The organism is Streptomyces sp. NPDC127119, from assembly GCF_042677425.1.
Lineage (GTDB): Bacteria > Actinomycetota > Actinomycetes > Streptomycetales > Streptomycetaceae > Streptomyces.
In genome coordinates, this window is record NZ_JBHXTO010000006.1 from 1 (window position 1) to 16,684 (window position 16,684).

Genomic DNA, 16,684 nt, shown 5'->3' on the forward strand with positions numbered 1-16,684 from the left:
CCTACGCGGGGTCCCCCCTCAACGGGGGGCGTTTGGTGCGTTTCTGTCGGGGGCTGGGGCACGCGTTCGCGGGTGCGGGCCAGTCTGGGGGCCCCCACCGGCTCCGGTGGATCGGGACGCGTCAGCGGTTGATCTCCTTGATCTTCAGCATGCGCGTGATGACCTTGTCGAGCTCGTCGTCCTCGAAGACCTTCTTCCAGTCGTCGCGCACGATGGACTCACGGCCGTAGTCCATGGCGATCAGGCAGGCGTCCGAGAACGGGTTGGAGCCCTTGAGGGTGTTCGCCAGGGCGACCTGGGTGTGGCCCAGGAGCATCGCGCGGGCCGCCTTCTCCGGTACGCCGACGGTGTGGACCGTCTCGTGCAGCGCCTCGGTGAGGAGGGCGCCGACCATGCAGGCGATCGTCTCGACGAGCGTCGGCTCCAGGACGGCGAGCTGCTTGACGGTGACCCAGTGGACGTCGACCACGGGCGCGTACATCACGCGGATGACCGAGTCGGCCAGCTCCTGCTTGGCCTCGTCGCCACCCTCGTAGGCGGCGACGACCTCCTGCGGGGCGGCGATGCCACCGAAGGTGTCCTGCCACTCCTCCTTGGTGGTGCGCTCCAGGAACACCGACGGGTGGCAGGGGTGGGCACACGCGTAGTGGATGTCGTCGCGGTTGAACAGCAGTCCGGCGTAGGCGGCGGCAGGGTCGAGCGTGAGCACGACCGTGTCCGGCTTCATCAGCGGGACGAGTTCCTCGGAGACCTTGCCGAGGACGACGTCCGGGACGGCGAGGATGACCACGTCGGCCTCGGCGACGGCGTCGGCGGACTCGGTCAGTTCACGGCCGAGGTCGCGGATCAGCTCCTGGCCCTTGGGCGAGGCCTCGCTGAAGAGCACCCGGAAGTCGCTCTCGACCAGGTTGTTGGAGACTCGCTGGCCCATCTTGCCGGCGGCCCCGATGACGGCGACGGTCTTGACGTCTGCCTGGGTCTGGATCTCGGTGGCCATCACTTGCTCCTCAGAAGGGTGTTGATGCTGTGCTGTGTCCACTGGTCTTCGAGCCGGGCGGTGGCGTCGAAGCCCTCGTCCTGCCACGGGAGCCAGTGCTCCACGATCTGGTTGATGCGGTCCGCGTCCGGCCGGGCGGCCCGTACGGCGGCGATCATCGCGTCGTAGTCCAGGAGGCCTTCGCCGAGGGGGCAGCCGGCGTAGGTGAAGCCGACCCAGCCGTCCCTGCGGGTGAAGGCGAAGTCCTTGACGTGGATGTTGACCACGTGCGGCGCGGTGGCGGTCACGACGTCCACCGGGCGTTCCAGGCGGGCGACGCTGTTGCCCGGGTCGAGGACGACTCCGAGCCGCTCGCTGTCGACCCCGCGTACGACAGCCAGCAGGTCGTCGGTCGACACCTGCTCGTAGGTCTCCAGGCCGACGGTCACACCGGCGTCCTCGTAGGAGGGCACCGCCTCCTTGAGGAGGGAGACCGCCTCGGTGGTGTCCGGTCGGTGGTCGACCGTGTTGAGCATGGAGCGGACCAGGGTGACGTCCAACTGCCGTGCCATGTCGAGGTACTTGAGCAGATGGGCGGGGCGGACGCCGCGGGTGCCGAGTTCCAGGCGCAGCCCGAGTTCGTCGGCCGTGGCGCGTACGTCGGCCAGCTGTGCGGAGTTGTACGACTCGATGGGTGCGTAGTCGCAGATCTGGAAGACCTGGCCGCCCAGTGAGGCGGTGTCGCGCAGCATCTCGGTGAGCGTCATCGGCCGGGGTGCCCGGTCGGAGAAGCGCCAGAAGTACGCGTACGTGCTGATGCCGTAGGCCATCACGCCACCGCCGCGTCGGCCGGGGCGCTGATCTCGTCGAGGATCGCGCGGACGTTGTCCGGGTCGTGGGCGAAGCGGCCGAGGAAGAGGCCGTCCGCCGCTCCCGCGAGGCGGGTGAGCAGGCCGGGGCCCGCGCTGCCGCCGTAGATGACCTGTGAACCGGCGTGCCGGGGGCGGGTGTTCAGCCACTCCCGCAGGGCAGTGCACACGGTGGCGATGTGTTCGGCGGAGGCGGGTTCCGGTGCGCCGATGGCCCACTGGGGCTCGTAGGCGAGGACGACCGTGCCGGCCAGGCCGTGGAGGAGGCGGGCGGCCTCGGCGACCGTGCGTTCGGCCGCCTCCTGGGGTGTCCCCCGGTCGCGTTCGCCGATGCACAGCACGGGGGTGAGGCCGTTGCGCAGCGCGGCGGCCGTCTTGGCCGCGACGACCGTGTCACCCTCGCCGTACAGGCGGCGGCGCTCGGCGTGGCCGACCTCGGCGTAGCGGCAGCCGATCTCCTTGAGGAGAGGGCCGCCGACCTCTCCGGTGTACGGTCCGGTGTCCTCGGTGGCGATGTCCTGGGCGCCGAGGGCGATGCCGGAGGGCGCGAGGATTCCGGCGGCCGGGATCAGCGTCGGGAAGGCCGGCAGGACGAAGAGGCGGGCCTCGCCGGAGGTCACGGCGGGGTGCTCGTCGGCCAGGGTGGCGATCTTCCGGGCCCAGTTGAGCGTCTGGTGGTGGCCGAAGTACATCTTCAGACTCACCCCCAGCAGCAGGGGCGGCCGGGTGGGGGCGGGCATCAGGCCGCCGCCCCGGCCTCGGAGTCCTCGGACGCGTCCTCGTAGTCGCTCATGAGCTGGACCTTCGCCGCGGACGCGGACGTCTCGTCGAAGCGGTAGGTGAGCCATTCGGCGGCGAGGCGGCGGGCGAGTTCGATACCGACGACGCGCTGGCCGAAGGTCAGGATCTGCGCGTTGTTGGAGAGGACGGCCCGCTCGACGGAGAAGGAGTCGTGGGCGGTGACGGCGCGGATGCCCTTGACCTTGTTGGCCGCGATGGCGACGCCGAGGCCGGTGCCGCACACCAGGAGGGCGCGGTCGGCCTCGCCGCGGGCCACCATCTCGGCGGCGGCGATGGCGACCTTGGGGTAGGCGGTGTGGCCGTCGGCGTCGACGCCGACATCGGTGACCTCGGCGACCAGCGAACTGCCCAGCAGGTCCTGCTTGAGGGCTTCCTTGTACTGGTGGCCTGCGTCGTCGGATCCGACGACGATACGGAGCTTGTCGGTCATGGCGGCTTTTCCTCAGTGCTGGTCGAGCGGGTGGTCGGGCAGGACGCCGTGTACGGCGCGGGTGATGAGGGCGAGCGAGTGGGCGCCCGCGTCGGCGGTGCCCAGGGACTTCTCGGCGTGCGGCCGGGCGCGGCCCTTGCGGGGCAGCAGGTCGGCGGTGGCGGCTGCCGCCTTCTCGGCGGTGACGGCGGCGCGCTGCCAGGACTCGGTGAGCGGCAGGCCCTCCCCCGCGGCCTCGGCGAGCGTGTCGGCGAAGGGCACGAGGACGTCGACCATCGTCTTGTCGCCGACCTCGGCGCCGCCCAGGCGGCGTACGGCGTCGGAGGCGTCGGAGACTCCCCGGGCGACCTCGGTCGCGGTCGGGGCGTCCTGGTCGCCGAGGCGCGTACCGAGGGAGCGCAGGATGGTGCCCCACAGGGCGCCGGAGGTGCCGCCGGCCTTGTCGGCCCAGGCGTCTCCGGCGTGGATGAGAACGGTTCCGGCGCCGGCGCCCAGGTCGTGGGCGCGAACTGCCGCCTCCAGAGCGGCTGTTGTACCGCGTTGCATGCCGATGCCGTGGTCGCCGTCGCCGGCCACCGCGTCGATGCGGCCGAGTTCGTCGGCGTGTGTGTCGACGATGTCGGCGACGGCGTTCAGGGCCGCGAGGACATGGGCGGCCGAGGCGCGGGACTCCTCGGTGGCGTCCGGGACGCGGGTGTCGTCGGTGTCCTCGACGTACGGCGCCGCCGCCTCGGCCGCCGGCTCCTGTGCGAGGGGGGCGCCCTTGCGGTAGGCCGGGGTGTCGGCCGGAGCGCGCCACAACTGCTCGAGCCGGTCGTCGAGCCAGGTCAGCGTGAGGGACACACCGGCCATGTCGAAGCTGGTGACGAGTTCGCCGACCTCCGGGTCGACGATGTCCACGCCCGCGTCGCCGAGCAGGGCGGCGACCTTGCGGTAGACGACGAACAGTTCCTCGTACTTGACCGAGCCCAGGCCGTTGAGTATCACGGCGGCGCGCTGTCCTGCGGGTGTGTCGACGCCCTCGGGGAGTTCCTTGAGGAGGGCGGTGACCATGAGCCGTGCCGCCTCGTCGGCGGTCGGCAGGGACTCCTCGCCGATGCCGGGTTCCCCGTGGATGCCGAGGCCGACGGCCATCCGGGCCTCGGGGACGGTGAACAGGGGGTGGTCGGCGCCGGGCAGGGTGCAGCCGGAGAAGGCGATGCCGAAGGAGCGGGTGCGGGCGTTGGCGTGTTCGGCCGTGCGCAGCACCTCGTCCAGCGGCAGGCCCTCCTCAGCCGCGGCGGACGCCGCCTTGAAGACGGGCAGGTCGCCGGCGATGCCGCGGCGCTTGGCGGACTCCTCCGGCGCGGCGGAGGAGATGTCGTCGGTGACGGCGAAGGTACGGGCCTCGATGCCGTCGCCGGCCAGGCGTTCGGCGGCCTGTCCGAAGTGGAGGACGTCGCCCGCGTAGTTGCCGTACATCAACAGGACGCCCGCGCCGCCATCGGCGGACCGTGCCACGGAGCGGATCTGCTGGGCGGAGGGCGAGGCGAAGACGTTGCCCACGGCGGCGCCGTGCGCGAGGCCCCGGCCGACCAGTCCCGAGAAGGCGGGGTAGTGGCCCGATCCGCCGCCGACGACGACGGCGACCTGCCCTGCGGGGGTCCCGGCGGCGCGGACGACACCTCCGGTGACGGGGCGCACCCAGCCGCGGTGGGCGGCGGCGAAGCCTTCGAGGGCCTCGTCGGCGAAGGCCGCGGGGTCGTTGAAGAGCCGGGTCATCGGAGGGCCTCCATGGGCTTGTTCTCTGCTGCGGGGGCCGGTTCCGCGGTGCCGCCCCGGGCGGAGAGCCGGATCATCAGGACCGCGGACAGGAGCATGAAGAAGCCGACCAGGTAGAGCGGCACGTAGTAGTCGCCGGTCCAGTCCTTGAGCCAGCCGGTGATGTAGCTGGACGCGAATCCGGCGACGTTGCCCGCGGTGTTGATCAGGGCGATACCGGCGGCTGCCGCGGCTCCGGTCAGGAAGCGGGAGGGTACGGACCAGAAGACGGGCAGGGCCGCGAAGATGGAACACGCGGTCACGGTGATCACCGCGACCGTGGCGGCCGGGGAGCCCATGTAGAGGGCGAGCGGGATGCTGACACCGCCGACGACGGCGGGTCCGGCCACATGCCAGACGCGGGTGCCGTGCTTGGTGGCGTGGCGTGTCCAGAAGAAGAGGACGATCGCGGCGGGCAGGTACGGGATCGCGGTGATCCAGGCCTTGTCCATCACGCTGAACGTGGTGTCGTACTGCTCCTGGAAGCCGTCGATGATCGTCGGCAGGAAGAAGGCCAGGGCGTACAGGCCGTAGACGAAGCCGAAGTAGACCATCGCCAGAACCCAGACACGGCCGTTGGTGAAGGCCTTCTTGAGGTCTCCCTTGGCGTGCTTGTCGTCCTGGCCGGTCTTCTGCGCGTTCTCCGCGGCGAGCTCCTCGGTCAGCCAGTCGCGCTCGGCGGGCGTGAGCCACTTCGCGTCGGCGGGCTTGTCGATGAGGTAGAACCACGCGATGACGCCCAGGAGGATGGCGGGCACCGACACGAACAGGAACATCACGCGCCAGCCCTCAAGGCCGAACAGTCCGTGGTGTCCGATGAGCCAGCCCGCCAGCGGGGCGCCGAGGACGGTGGTCAGCGGCTGCGCCAGGTAGAAGAGCCCGAGGATCTTGGTGCGGTGCCGTGAGGGCACCCACTGGCTGAGGAAGAGGATCGCTCCGGGGAAGAAGCCCGCTTCCGCCACACCGAGCAGGAACCGCAGGGTGTAGAGCTGGCCCGTGCTGTCCACCCAGGTGAACAGGAGGGAGACGATGCCCCAGGTCACCATGATCCGGGCCAGCCAGCGGCGGGCACCGAAGCGGTGCAGGGCCATGTTGCTGGGGACCTCGAGCACGATGTAACCGAGGAAGAAGATCCCGGACGCGAAGCCGAACTGGGCGGCGGTGAGCGCCAGGTCCTGGCCCATGCCGTTCGGCTCGGCGAATGAAACGGCTGTGCGGTCCAGGTAGTTCACGAAGAACATCAGTGCCACGAACGGCACGAGGCGGACTGAGACCTTCTTGATGGCAGTTCTTTCGACTGCCGCGGATGGCGTGTCGGCAACCATGGCGACTCCTCGGCTCGCCCGGACAGCTCCGTCCGGGGTGGGTCAGGCCGGACGGCTCGCCGCAGGGGCGGCCGACCGGAACGGTTTCACGCTATGCCGACTCCTCAAATTGGTCACCAATTTACCAATGTGAGGACGGTCTCATCTTCGACCCTCTCGCAACTCTTGACAAACCCGTCCTTCGGCACGGCTGGATCGCTGAAGAACCGGCTGGTCAGCCCCTTGGGCGTCGGATCTGGTTGACTGGTGACCGTGACCAGTCAGCCCGACGAACAGACCTCCGGGGCCGCCCCCGACCTCGCCCAACTCCTGCGCCCCGTGGTGCGCGAGTCCTCCGTCAGCGAGGTCGCCAAGCGGCTCCTCGACCACCTGTCGGCGGGGGACATCAAGCCCGGTACGCGCCTGCCCGCCGAGCGCCAGCTCGCCGAGGCGCTCGGCGTCGCCCGCTCCAGCGTCCGCGGCGCGCTGTCCGCGCTGGACGTGCTCGGCATCATCGAGATCCGGCCCGGCTCGGGCTCGTACGTGCGCGAGGGCACATCGGAGTTCCTGCCCCGGGCGATCAACTGGGGACTGATGCTGGGGCAGCGGCGTACGCAGGACCTGGTGGAGGTGCGTACGTATCTGGAGGCGGTGTCGGCCCGGCTGGCGGCGGAGCGCGCCACGGACGAGGACCTGGCGCGCCTGGAGGGGCATCTTCAGCACATGCGGGCGGCCGGGGGTGACGCCAAGGCCTTCATCGACGCCGACATCGACTTCCACCTGGAGCTGGCCCGCATCGCACGCAACAGTGTGCTGAGCGACATCCTGCACAGCATCCGGGCGCTGCTCCAGGTGTGGATGGAACGGGTCAGCGACATCGAGGGCACGGTCAGCGGCACGTTGTGTGAGCATGACGCGGTGCTGCAGGCGTTGCGGGCACGGGACCCCGAGGCGGCGGATCGGGCGATGGCCGACCACATGGTGATGGCCAGCCGCAGGCTACGGGAGTCCGTGGACGCGGAGACCTCGTAACCGGCTGGGCCCCGATCGCAGCCGCGGCAAAGGACTGCGCGGTTCCCCGCGCCCCCGGGACGGCGCTGTTCGCCTCGGACCGGTGTGGTTTTGGACAGGGGGGTCGGGTGGGGGGTTACAGGTGCGACGGGTGTGGCGTGGTCCCTCCGCCATGGTGAGGAGGCTGTCAGCGGCCTGTTCGACCGGCTGGCCGCAAAGGCGCCGAATGCGGGTTCCGACTGCGCAACGCCTTTGACCTGTCTGTGACTTGGCTGTTCCTGCTCTTTGCCGAGCAGGTACGTCACGGGCATATTCCTGGAACGACGTTGATCCACTGGGGATGGCGCGCGGGCCGGGGGTTGTGGCTGTGGCGGATCTGTTTTCCGGGTTGCTCGAGGGCGTGTCCGAGGCCGTTCCGGAGACGACGAGCTTCCAGGGAAATCACGTACTGGAACTCGCGGTGAGTGACGACGCGTGGCGGCAGGACTTCGGCGTGACCTACAAGCTGGAACGCCGTATGGACGTCGCCCCGGGAACGTTTCGGGTCGTCCTGGAGGGCGGGGTGCCCATGTCGTCCCTGACCTGCACGGTGTCGACGGAGGACCAGGGGAGGCTCGTGGACCTCTCCTGGACGTCCGGGGGCCCGGTGACCGCCGTGGCCGGGCAGCTCTCCCGGTTCGGCGAGCAGGTGCTGCACGTCCGCGTCGGCGTCGCCGACATCGACACCGTGGACTTCCACCTGGATCTGAGGGGCATCCAGGAAGGCGCGTCGAACGGCTGGCAACTGGCCTTCTTCTGCGGGACGATGCCTCCCCCGGCCACCGCGAACAACGAACAGTGGCCGCACGGCGCCAGGGGGCGGGCGTTCGCCGTCGGCTACCGGGATCCCGTCACGGGAAGGATCACGCCGCCGTTCCGGAGCATCCCGGCCCTCCTGTCGGGCACGCGGGTGCGGCAGGCGTTCCTGGACCTGAGGGACCAGGGCCGGCGTTCTCCGCAAGTGTTCCCACTGCTGGACGTGCCGACCGACGCCGAGTCCGTGAACGCGTTCCGGGAGGCGCTGGGGAGCGTCGACGCCGATGCCGTGGTGGCGGAGATGCACGAGGGCCGTCAGCTCACCGCCACACGAACGGGCGGCGGGGCCTACACGTTCCGTTTCGTCTCCGACGCCCGCTACACCGGGCCGCGCCTGCTGCTGGTGGAGACGTACCGGCTCACCTCCGTCCCGCTGCGCTACGGTCCCGGGCGGGTGATCAAGACGTTCACGCTCCTGCCGGGAGAGCGGACGACGATGCGGGTGAGTTCGTACAAGCGCTCCTCCCAGAGCATCCAGTCGACGTCGTCGGTGCTGGACTCCACCAGCGACGAGAGCGAGCGGGAGTTCGAGACGGCCGTCACCGCCGAGCAGGGCAATGCGAACGAGTCGGCCAAGAGCTTCGAGTACAACGCGCAGGCCTCCGCCTCGGCCTCGGGGACGTGGGGCTGGGGCAGCGCGAGCGCCTCGGTCAGCGGGGGCGTCGCCGGCAGCAACACCTCGGCGCGCCAGGAGTTCGCGAAGAACCTCACCAGCGCGGTCGGGAAGAACGCCGCGAAGGCCTCCGCGCGCCGCGAGGTGACCGTGGACACCAGCATGGACATGAAGCTGGAGGAGGGAGAGGAGTCCGCGGTGGAGCGGACCATCGAGAACATCAACACCAGCCGCACCCTCAATTTCCTCTTCCGCCAGATGAACCAGGAGTACGCGGCAGTCCTCCACCTGGTCGACGTGCGCGTCGCCTTCTTCAGCGGATACAGCGAATCGAAGGAGGAAGTGCCCCTCGCCGAAATGCAGTCACTCCTGAAGCGCGTCCTGAGACAGGACCAGATCCCCGCGGTGCAGCAGCAGATCCTCGACCTCGTCGCGGGATCCCGCGACCTGACCGGCGCCACACATCCGGGCTTCGTGCGCACCACGGCCCCGGACGGAACGGAACTCGCCCCGGCCGTGGATCCCACCTACACCACCGCCTACACGACACCGGACGGCCGCACCATCAATCTGCCCGGCATCATCACCGCCGCCGAGCACCACGTCATGCGCACCGACGGGATCACCGTCGACGCCTTCCTCGGTGAAGGCCAGGGCCTCGACACGTACTCGACCGGGCTCCAGGAGCAGTCCCTGCGCGCCCAGGCCGCCGACAACCTTCTGAAGGAACGTGAGGCCGAGCGCCTGCAGATAGCGCTGGAGATAGCCCGCGACGGCGACGTGAAACGCGCCGAGACCTTCCGGACCCTGTTCATGCCCACCCAGATCGTCAACCAGATCGACCACGCCGCGGTCAACACCGGCGGGCGCACGCATACGGACGGGACAGGGCGGGACCGATGACCGAGTCCGCGCCGGAGAGCGAACCGCAGACGTCGGACGAGCCGACGCAGCCTCCGGTTCTGGAGGAGAAGTCTTTGGTCAAGGAGGAACAGGTACTGCAGAAGACAGCGCTCGACCCGGGCAAGAAGTCCGTCCTTTCCTCCTCGCTGGTCAAAACGGCGAAGGCGAAGCGAATGCCGGGGCTGGTGGACGAGCAAGGGAAGAAGCTGGATTTCCAGCGGGCCCCGTCACTGTTCGACACATGGGTGAAAGAGGGGTACATAAAGCTGCCGAACCAGGATCCCGTCACTCGGACTGCTTGGCGCGGTCTCTTCGTGAAGGTGGCTTCGGCGGCGGCCTTGAGCACGAGCAAGACGTACGAACGCGCGGACGTCATCATGGCCTTCGGAATCCTTCTGGACGAAGCCGACAAGCGTGAGACGAACAACAGGAAGACCTACGAGTGGCTGACCACCAAGCTGACCGCGGACGCACAACTGCGCTCGGAGATCGAGTCACTTGCGGAGAAGGTCCTGCAGCAGATGGGGAAAGACGGTACGGGGACCATCGTGGAGGCCAAGCTGCCGATCTTCCGTGGCACGTCTCCCTTTCAGGCCGAGAAGATCTACACGCAGAAATCCATGGGCGGTGAGGTCGCGAACCCTGGTCGCACACAACGGCCTTCGGAGGCGGAAGCCGTCAACCAGACCGGCCTCAACGACAAGAAGGCACAGCACGGAACCATCGAGGAGTGGTCCTTGGCTCCACAGTGGGGATTCGCCACCGGGGGGTTCATGATGGCCGCGCTTGTGAATATCGACCACGTGCGAATCCCCAAGCCAGGACCCAGTCGGCTGCGCGGAGAAAGGGGCGTGACCGGCTACGGGGACCTGCCGGTGGAACCGATCGTCCTCGCGAAGGGGAGAGACTCGGTCACGCCTTCGGTACAGGCGAAGATCGATGACATCGGAAAGCGGGAGGAAATCGCCAAGGCTCTCGATCGGGCGCTCGGTGGGCGTCCGCCCAGCGACTGACGGCCGCCGTACGTCTCCTACCGGCCGACCCGCCGCTCACCCGGCTCCATACCCGGCCGCTCACGGAAGAAGGCGGCGTTCCTTCGCCACGGACACCGCGCCCGCCCGTGTGTCGACGCCGAGCTTGTCGTAGATGCGGCCCAGGTGCGTCTTCACCGTCGCCTCGCTGATGAACAGCGCACGGGCGATGTCCCGGTTGCCGAGCCCCTGGGCGAGCTGCCCGAGGATGTCCCGTTCACGCCCGGTCAGCGCGGGCGGCGGTGTGCGCAGATTGGCCATGACCCGGCTGGCCACGGGCGGCGACAGCGTCGTACGCCCCTGCGCCGCCGCACGGATCGCGGCGAACAGTTCCTCCGGCCGCTCGGCCTTCAGCAGATACCCCGTCGCGCCGGCCTCGATCGCCCGCGTGATGTCAGCGTCGGTGTCGTACGTGGTCAGCACGAGGACGTGCGGGGCGGCGGGCCCGCCGGTCAGCCGGCGGGTCGTCGCCACGCCGTCCATGCCCTCGCCGAGCTGGAGATCCATCAACACCACGTCGGGGCTCAGCCGCGCGGCCAGGGCGAGCGCCTCCTCCCCGGTGCCCGCCTGGCCCACCACCTCGATGTCGGGTTCGCTGTCGAGCAGCGCGAGCAGCCCGGCGCGTACGACGGCGTGGTCGTCGCAGACCAGGAGGCGTACGGGCAGGTCGGTCATCGCGGCGTCTCCTCGGTGTGCGGGGCGACCGGGACGGTGGCGGTCAGTACGGCGCCCTCCCCCGGCGTGGACTCGATCGTCAGCGTGCCACCGAGCTGCCGTACCCGGGCCCGCATCGCCCGGATCCCGTGTCCGCGCTCGCCGGACGGAGCATCGGTGACGGCGGCGGGGTCGAACCCGCGCCCGTTGTCGGCGACGTCCAGGACCACCTGGTCGTCGAGCCGGGTGAGCGTGAGCGCGGTGGCCGTGGCGCCCGAGTGCTCCCGGACGTTGGCGAGCGCGCCCTGGGCGATCCGCAGGAGCGCGGACTGCGCGCGGTCGGGCAACGGAACCGCACGGCCGCCACCATCACCATCACGGTCACGGTCATCGTCACCGTCGATGTGGACGCGGACGCTCAGCCCGGCATCCGACTCGCGCGCCGCGAGCGTGCGCAGCGCGGCTTCGAGGCCGCCGCCCCTGGCGAGGTCGGCCGGCGCGAGGTCGTGCACGAAACGGCGCGCCTCGGCGAGGTTGTGCTCGGTGACGGACGTGGCGGTACGGACGTGCTCACGGGCCTTCGCCGGGTCGGCGTCCCAGGTCCGCAGCGCGGCCTGGAGCAGCATCTGCTGACTGGACAGCCCCTGGGCGAGGGTGTCGTGGATCTCCATGGACAGCCGCTGGCGCTCGGCGAGGACACCCTCACGGCGCTCGGTGGCCGCCAGTTCCCGGCGCGTGCCGACCAGGTCGTCGATGAGCGCGCGCTGCCGGGCCGCCTGCCGCCGCATGTGCGCGAAGACCGCGGTGGCGAGGGTGGCGACGGCCACGGGCCCGACGACCAGGTCGAGGCTGAACCGCGGCGCCAGCGCGAGCTGCGCGGAGACGACGAGGAGCGTGAGGAACGCGACGAGGAGGTACGCGGCGACGGGCGGCAGGGCGCGCAGCGCTGCGTAGAACAGCGGCACCGCCACCCACGCGAAACTCGGCGCGCCGACGACGAGCACCGCCCAGGTGGCGACGACCGCCCCCAGCCGGATCAGCCGTGGCGCGGGGGGCCATGAGCCCCGGCCGTGCGACGGAGATGCCCCGCGGGGTGCTTCGTCGGTCAGGACCGTGTCGATCGCGTAGAGGACCGCCAGTACGACGGCCAGACCGATCACCCAGGGAGCGCGCGGCTCCTCGGCGTGGCGCTGGACGAACCGGGTCAGGGAGGTCGCCAGCAGCACGAAGAAGACGACATGCATGACCAGGGCCAGCCGGCGCTCGTCCGGATCGCCGGCGGGAACCGCCTCGCCAGGATGCGGCCCCGGGGGCGAACCGCTCTGATCGGACCGCACGTGAGCCTCCTGATCTGCTCCTGAACTGGGTAAACACCTCCATTGTTGCCCAACGGGACGGTCCGGGGGTCAACCGATCGGTGGATGCCCGTGTCGGCCGTTCCGCGCGCCGCGTGCAGCCGATGCACCGACCGTCGGGCGCCGTGCCCGGCCCCACGATGGATGACGGAGAAGGACGGCCCGCCGCACAGCAGGGGCAGCCACCTCCACTCCCTACACATCCATCCGCACACCTTGAGGAATGGGCAGCCATGAAGCACGTCAAGAAGGTCTCCCGCCGTACCCGCGTCGTCACCGGCGGCGCCCTCGTCGCCGCCGTCACCCTCGGCGGCATCGGCGCCTGGTCGGCGAGCGCCACTTCGTCGGTGCCCGCCGCCCAGGCAGCGGTGAAGGCCGACGCCTCGAACAAGAACCTGACGCAGTCCACCCGCCTGACGGTCGACGCCGCGAGCCGGGCCGCGCAGGCGGCGCTCGACGCGGCGCGCAAGGACAACCAGCGCGTCTCCGTCGCCGTCGTCGACCGCGACGGCAACACCGTGGTGACCCTGCGCGGCGACGGCGCAGGACCGCAGTCGTACGAGTCCGCCGTGAAGAAGGCGTACACGGCGGTGTCGTGGAACGCGCCGACGTCCGAGCTGGTCAAGCGCCTGGAGCAGGCCCCGAACCTCAAGGACATCCCGGGCACGCTGTTCCTCGCGGGCGGAGCGCCGGTCACCGCGAAGGGTGCGCCGATCGCGGGCGTCGGCGTGGCGGGCGCACCCTCGGGCGACCTCGACGAGAAGTACGCCCGGGCCGGGGTCACAGCACTGGACAAGTAGGTTCCGGGCTGCCCGTGGGATCCTGACCGCCGGTTGGTTTCCGGCGGCCCCAAATCCACTCGTCCGCCCGGCCGTCGACCGGCTACCGTGCTCGCGTGATGACCGCCGACGACGTACTGTCCGTGCTCGCCGTGCTGCGTGAGGAAGCCGTCGACGTCTGGGTGGGCGGGGGCTGGGGCATCGACGCTCTCGTCGGGGAAGAGACTCGTGAGCACCGCGACCTGGACCTGATGCACCGCGAGGACCAGGAGCAGGCGGTCGTGACGGCCCTCTCGGCGGCCGGGTTCACCGAGACGCTCGACTGGCGTCCCGTGCGGTTCGTGGTCACGGACCCGCACGGTCGCGAGATCGATCTGCACCCGCTGGTCTTCGCGGCGGACGGGTCCGCGGTGCAGGCCTCCCTGGACCCGCACCGCCCGTTCGCCTATCCCGCCCGGTGCTTCGTCAGCGGCACGATCCGGGGGACGACCGTCCCGTGTCTGTCGGTCGAGCAGCAGGTCTGCTTCCACCAGGGGTACGAGCCGGCCGACCGCGACCGTCACGACATGGCTCAGCTACGGCGGGCCTTCGGCGTCGCCACCCACTTCTGACCCGCCGCCGGCCCGGGGTGCCGTCAACTCCGCAGCCACACCGCCGTGTCGGAGGGCAGTCTGCCGTCGGCGTCCAGTGGCCCGCTGGAGAGAAGCACGTCCGTATGGTCGGGCAGGGCGGCCGGGCCGTCGGCGAGATTCACCACGCAGATGAGGTCCGGGGAACGGCGGAAGGTGAGGACGCCGTCGTCGGAGGGCAGCCATCCAAGGGGGCCGTCGCCGAGGGCCGGGTCGGCGCGGCGCAGTTCCAGTGCGGCGCGGTAGAGGCTGAGCATGGAGTGGGGGTCGTCCGCCTGCTGGTCGGCGGCGTAGGTGGCCCAGCCCTCGGGCTGCGGCAGCCAGGGTTCGACCGCCGACCCGAACCCCGCGTACGGGGCGTCGGCCGTCCAGGGCAGCGGGACCCGGCAGCCGTCGCGGCCCGGGTCGGTGCCGCCGGAGCGGAAGTGCATCGGGTCCTGGATGCGGTCCCGGGGGATCTCCGCCTCGGGCAGGCCCAGTTCCTCGCCCTGGTAGAGGTAGACGGAGCCGGGCAGGGCGAGGGTGAGCAGCGCGGCGGCGCGTGCCCTGCGGGTGCCGAGCCGCAGGTCGGTCGGTGTGCCGTAGGTCTTGGTGGCGAAGTCGAAGCCGGTGTCCTGACGCCCGTAGCGGGTGACCGTGCGGGTGACGTCGTGGTTGCACAGCACCCAGGTGGCCGGCGCGCCGACCGGGGCGTGTTCGGCGAGGGTGTCGTCGATGGCCGCGCGCAGCCTGTCGGCGTCCCAAGGGCACGACAGGAAGCTGAAGTTGAAGGCGGTGTGCAGTTCGTCGGGGCGCAGGTAGCGGGCGAAGCGCTCGGAGTCCGGCAGCCACACCTCACCGACGAAGACACCCCCGTACTCGTCGGCGATGCGCCGCCAGGAGCGGTAGATCTCGTGCAGGTCGTCCCGGTCGATGTACGGGTGGGGGTCGCGGCCCTCCACGAACTCGGGCAGCTCGGGGTCCTTGGCGGGCAGTGCGGCGGAATCGATGCGCACGCCCGCCACTCCGCGCTCGAACCAGAACCGCAGCACCTCCTCGTGCTCCTCCCGCACGGCGGGGTGGGCCCAGTTGAGGTCGGGCTGCTGCGGGGTGAAGAGGTGCAGGTACCACTCGCCGTCCTCGACCCGGGTCCAGGTCCGGCCGGAGAACTGCGAGGGCCAGTCGTTGGGCGGGAGTTCGCCGTGTTCGCCGCGGCCGGGGCGGAAGTGGAAGAGCTTGCGTTCGGGGCTGCCGGGTCCGGCGGCGAGTGCGGCCCGGAACCAGGCGTGCTGGTCCGAGACGTGGTTGGGGACGATGTCCACGATGGTGCGGATGCCGAGACCGCGGGCCTCGGCGATGAGTTGTTCGGCCTCGGCCAGGTCTCCGAAGGCCGGGTCGATGGTGCGGTAGTCGGCGACGTCGTAGCCGCCGTCGGCGAGCGGGGACAGGTACCAGGGGGTGAACCAGATCGCGTCGACGCCCAGTTCGGCGAGGTAGGGCAATCTCGACCGGACGCCGGCGAGGTCCCCGGTGCCGTCACCGTCGCCGTCGGCGAAGCTGCGCGGATACACCTGGTAGATGGCGGCACCGCGCCACCAGTCGTCGGTGTGTCCGGGGGGCGTTGCGGGCTGAGGGGCTGCCACGTGTCGGTCCTTTCGGGGCAGGGGTGGTTCTCCGCCGCCGCCCCGGACAGCGAGGCGTCGGGAACGGGGCGGCGGCGGAGGATCGGTGGGGGCACCTGCGTGGTGTTCGCTGTGGACGGCGCCCGGACTGCGGGGAGCGCCCGGACTGCTCGTGCGTGAACTGCTTCTGCTCGGTCAGCCCTTGAGGCCGCCGGCCGTCAGTCCGCTCATGATGTTGCGCTGGAAGATGAGGAAGAGGATGAGCGTGGGCAGGGACGCGATGGTCAAGGAGGCGATCAGCACGTTCTCGGGCACGCTGGTCGCCAGGGAGTAGATGCCGACGGCGAGGGTCTGTTTCGACGGGTCGGGCAGGACCAGCATCGGCCAGAGGAAGTCCTTCCAGACGCCGACGACGGCGAAGATGGACACCACGCCGAGGATGGGCCGGGAGACCGGCAGCACGATGGACCACAGGACCCGCAGGGGGCCCGCCCCGTCCATCGAGGCCGCGTCGAGCAGTTCCTTGGGGATCGAGTCGAAGAACCGCTTGAGCAGGAAGATGTTGAAGGCGTTGGTGACCGACGGGAGCCAGATCGCCCAGGGCGAGTTGAGCAGGTTGCGTTGGACGATGGGCACGTCCAGCGCGGTGAGGTACTGCGGTACGACGAGGACGGTCGCCGGGATCATGAGGGTGGCGAGCATCAGGCCGAGGATCATCTTGCCGAGTACGGGCCGCAGTTTGGACAGCGAGTAGGCGGCGGCGACGTCGAGCACCAGTTGGAAGGCGAGCGCGCCGAACGCGTAGTAGAGGGTGTTCATCAGGAGTTTGGCCAGGTCCATCACCTCCCAGGCGCGCTTGTAGTTCTCCGGGTGGACGGAGCCCGGCACCCAGGTGGGCGGGGTCTGGACGGCTTCCTGGGTGGTCTTGAGTCCACTGGACACCATCCAGTACAGCGGGCCGAGGAAGGCCAGCGTGAACAGGACGACGACGAGCGCGAAGGCCACCCAGTACAGGGCCTTGGCGCGCGGGCGGGCCAGTTGGGCGGGTGAGATCAGCGTGCGAGTGGACATGT

General features: G+C 70.3%; 15 protein-coding genes. 5 read left to right on the forward strand and 10 right to left on the reverse strand.

The annotated features are described in order from the left end of the window. Positions 1–121 precede the first annotated feature (121 nt). From ACFVH5_RS04575 to ACFVH5_RS04600, 6 genes are read right to left on the reverse strand one after another with little or no spacing between them, the layout of a single operon-like run. Positions 122–997 (reverse strand): phosphogluconate dehydrogenase C-terminal domain-containing protein, encoded by an 876-nt coding sequence (locus tag ACFVH5_RS04575; RefSeq protein WP_385832007.1) that lies wholly within the window; start codon positions 995–997, stop codon positions 122–124. Beyond that, positions 997–1,806 carry a sugar phosphate isomerase/epimerase family protein gene (locus tag ACFVH5_RS04580; protein ID WP_385832009.1) on the reverse strand — a complete coding sequence of 270 codons (810 nt, stop codon included), beginning with the start codon at positions 1,804–1,806 and terminating at the stop codon, positions 997–999. The genes ACFVH5_RS04575 and ACFVH5_RS04580 overlap by 1 nt, the downstream gene beginning before the upstream one ends. Then, a complete protein-coding gene (locus ACFVH5_RS04585) occupies positions 1,806–2,585 on the reverse strand; it encodes a triose-phosphate isomerase family protein (RefSeq protein WP_385832011.1) in 780 nt (259 codons plus the stop codon). Before ACFVH5_RS04585 ends, ACFVH5_RS04580 begins: the two co-directional genes overlap by 1 nt. Next, positions 2,585–3,076: a ribose-5-phosphate isomerase gene (locus ACFVH5_RS04590; RefSeq protein ID WP_384797129.1), complete on the reverse strand. Its 492-nt coding sequence runs from the start codon at positions 3,074–3,076 to the stop codon at positions 2,585–2,587. The genes ACFVH5_RS04585 and ACFVH5_RS04590 overlap by 1 nt, the downstream gene beginning before the upstream one ends. A 12-nt stretch (positions 3,077–3,088) precedes the next feature. Further along, entirely contained in the window at positions 3,089–4,837 is a 1,749-nt protein-coding gene (locus ACFVH5_RS04595) for a dihydroxyacetone kinase family protein (RefSeq protein ID WP_385832012.1), read from the reverse strand. Then, positions 4,834–6,201, reverse strand: coding sequence for an MFS transporter (locus ACFVH5_RS04600; RefSeq protein WP_385832014.1), 1,368 nt, complete (start codon positions 6,199–6,201; stop codon positions 4,834–4,836). Before ACFVH5_RS04600 ends, ACFVH5_RS04595 begins: the two co-directional genes overlap by 4 nt. A gap of 246 nt (positions 6,202–6,447) precedes the next feature. On the opposite strand from ACFVH5_RS04600, the gene ACFVH5_RS04605 reads away from it, so the two are divergent. The 3 genes from ACFVH5_RS04605 (at position 6,448) to ACFVH5_RS04615 (ending at position 10,575) form a co-directional block, all read left to right on the forward strand. Further along, positions 6,448–7,212: a FadR/GntR family transcriptional regulator gene (locus tag ACFVH5_RS04605; RefSeq protein WP_385832016.1), complete on the forward strand. Its 765-nt coding sequence runs from the start codon at positions 6,448–6,450 to the stop codon at positions 7,210–7,212. 379 nt (positions 7,213–7,591) lie between these two features. Further along, positions 7,592–9,562 (forward strand): hypothetical protein, encoded by a 1,971-nt coding sequence (locus ACFVH5_RS04610; protein ID WP_385832017.1) that lies wholly within the window; start codon positions 7,592–7,594, stop codon positions 9,560–9,562. Next, entirely contained in the window at positions 9,559–10,575 is a 1,017-nt protein-coding gene (locus ACFVH5_RS04615) for a hypothetical protein (protein WP_385832018.1), read from the forward strand. Before ACFVH5_RS04610 ends, ACFVH5_RS04615 begins: the two co-directional genes overlap by 4 nt. Positions 10,576–10,635: 60 nt before the next feature. On the opposite strand, the gene ACFVH5_RS04620 is transcribed toward ACFVH5_RS04615, so the two are convergent. Both ACFVH5_RS04620 and ACFVH5_RS04625 read right to left on the reverse strand, forming a co-directional pair. Beyond that, positions 10,636–11,268: a response regulator gene (locus ACFVH5_RS04620; protein WP_385832020.1), complete on the reverse strand. Its 633-nt coding sequence runs from the start codon at positions 11,266–11,268 to the stop codon at positions 10,636–10,638. Next, positions 11,265–12,491 (reverse strand): sensor histidine kinase, encoded by a 1,227-nt coding sequence (locus tag ACFVH5_RS04625; RefSeq protein ID WP_385832213.1) that lies wholly within the window; start codon positions 12,489–12,491, stop codon positions 11,265–11,267. Before ACFVH5_RS04625 ends, ACFVH5_RS04620 begins: the two co-directional genes overlap by 4 nt. A 344-nt stretch (positions 12,492–12,835) precedes the next feature. On the opposite strand from ACFVH5_RS04625, the gene ACFVH5_RS04630 reads away from it, so the two are divergent. Further along, on the forward strand, positions 12,836–13,402 hold the full coding sequence (locus tag ACFVH5_RS04630) for a heme-binding protein (RefSeq protein ID WP_385832022.1): 567 nt from the start codon (positions 12,836–12,838) through the stop codon (positions 13,400–13,402). Positions 13,403–13,500: 98 nt separating this feature from the next. Beyond that, complete coding sequence (locus tag ACFVH5_RS04635; RefSeq protein ID WP_385832215.1) at positions 13,501–13,992, forward strand: nucleotidyltransferase domain-containing protein; 492 nt, start codon at positions 13,501–13,503, stop codon at positions 13,990–13,992. 23 nt (positions 13,993–14,015) lie between these two features. On the opposite strand, the gene ACFVH5_RS04640 is transcribed toward ACFVH5_RS04635, so the two are convergent. Continuing rightward, on the reverse strand, positions 14,016–15,632 hold the full coding sequence (locus tag ACFVH5_RS04640) for a glycoside hydrolase family 13 protein (protein ID WP_385832024.1): 1,617 nt from the start codon (positions 15,630–15,632) through the stop codon (positions 14,016–14,018). Positions 15,633–15,806: 174 nt separating this feature from the next. Further along, positions 15,807–16,682 (reverse strand): carbohydrate ABC transporter permease, encoded by an 876-nt coding sequence (locus ACFVH5_RS04645; protein WP_385832025.1) that lies wholly within the window; start codon positions 16,680–16,682, stop codon positions 15,807–15,809. Between the last annotated feature and the right edge of the window lie 2 nt (positions 16,683–16,684).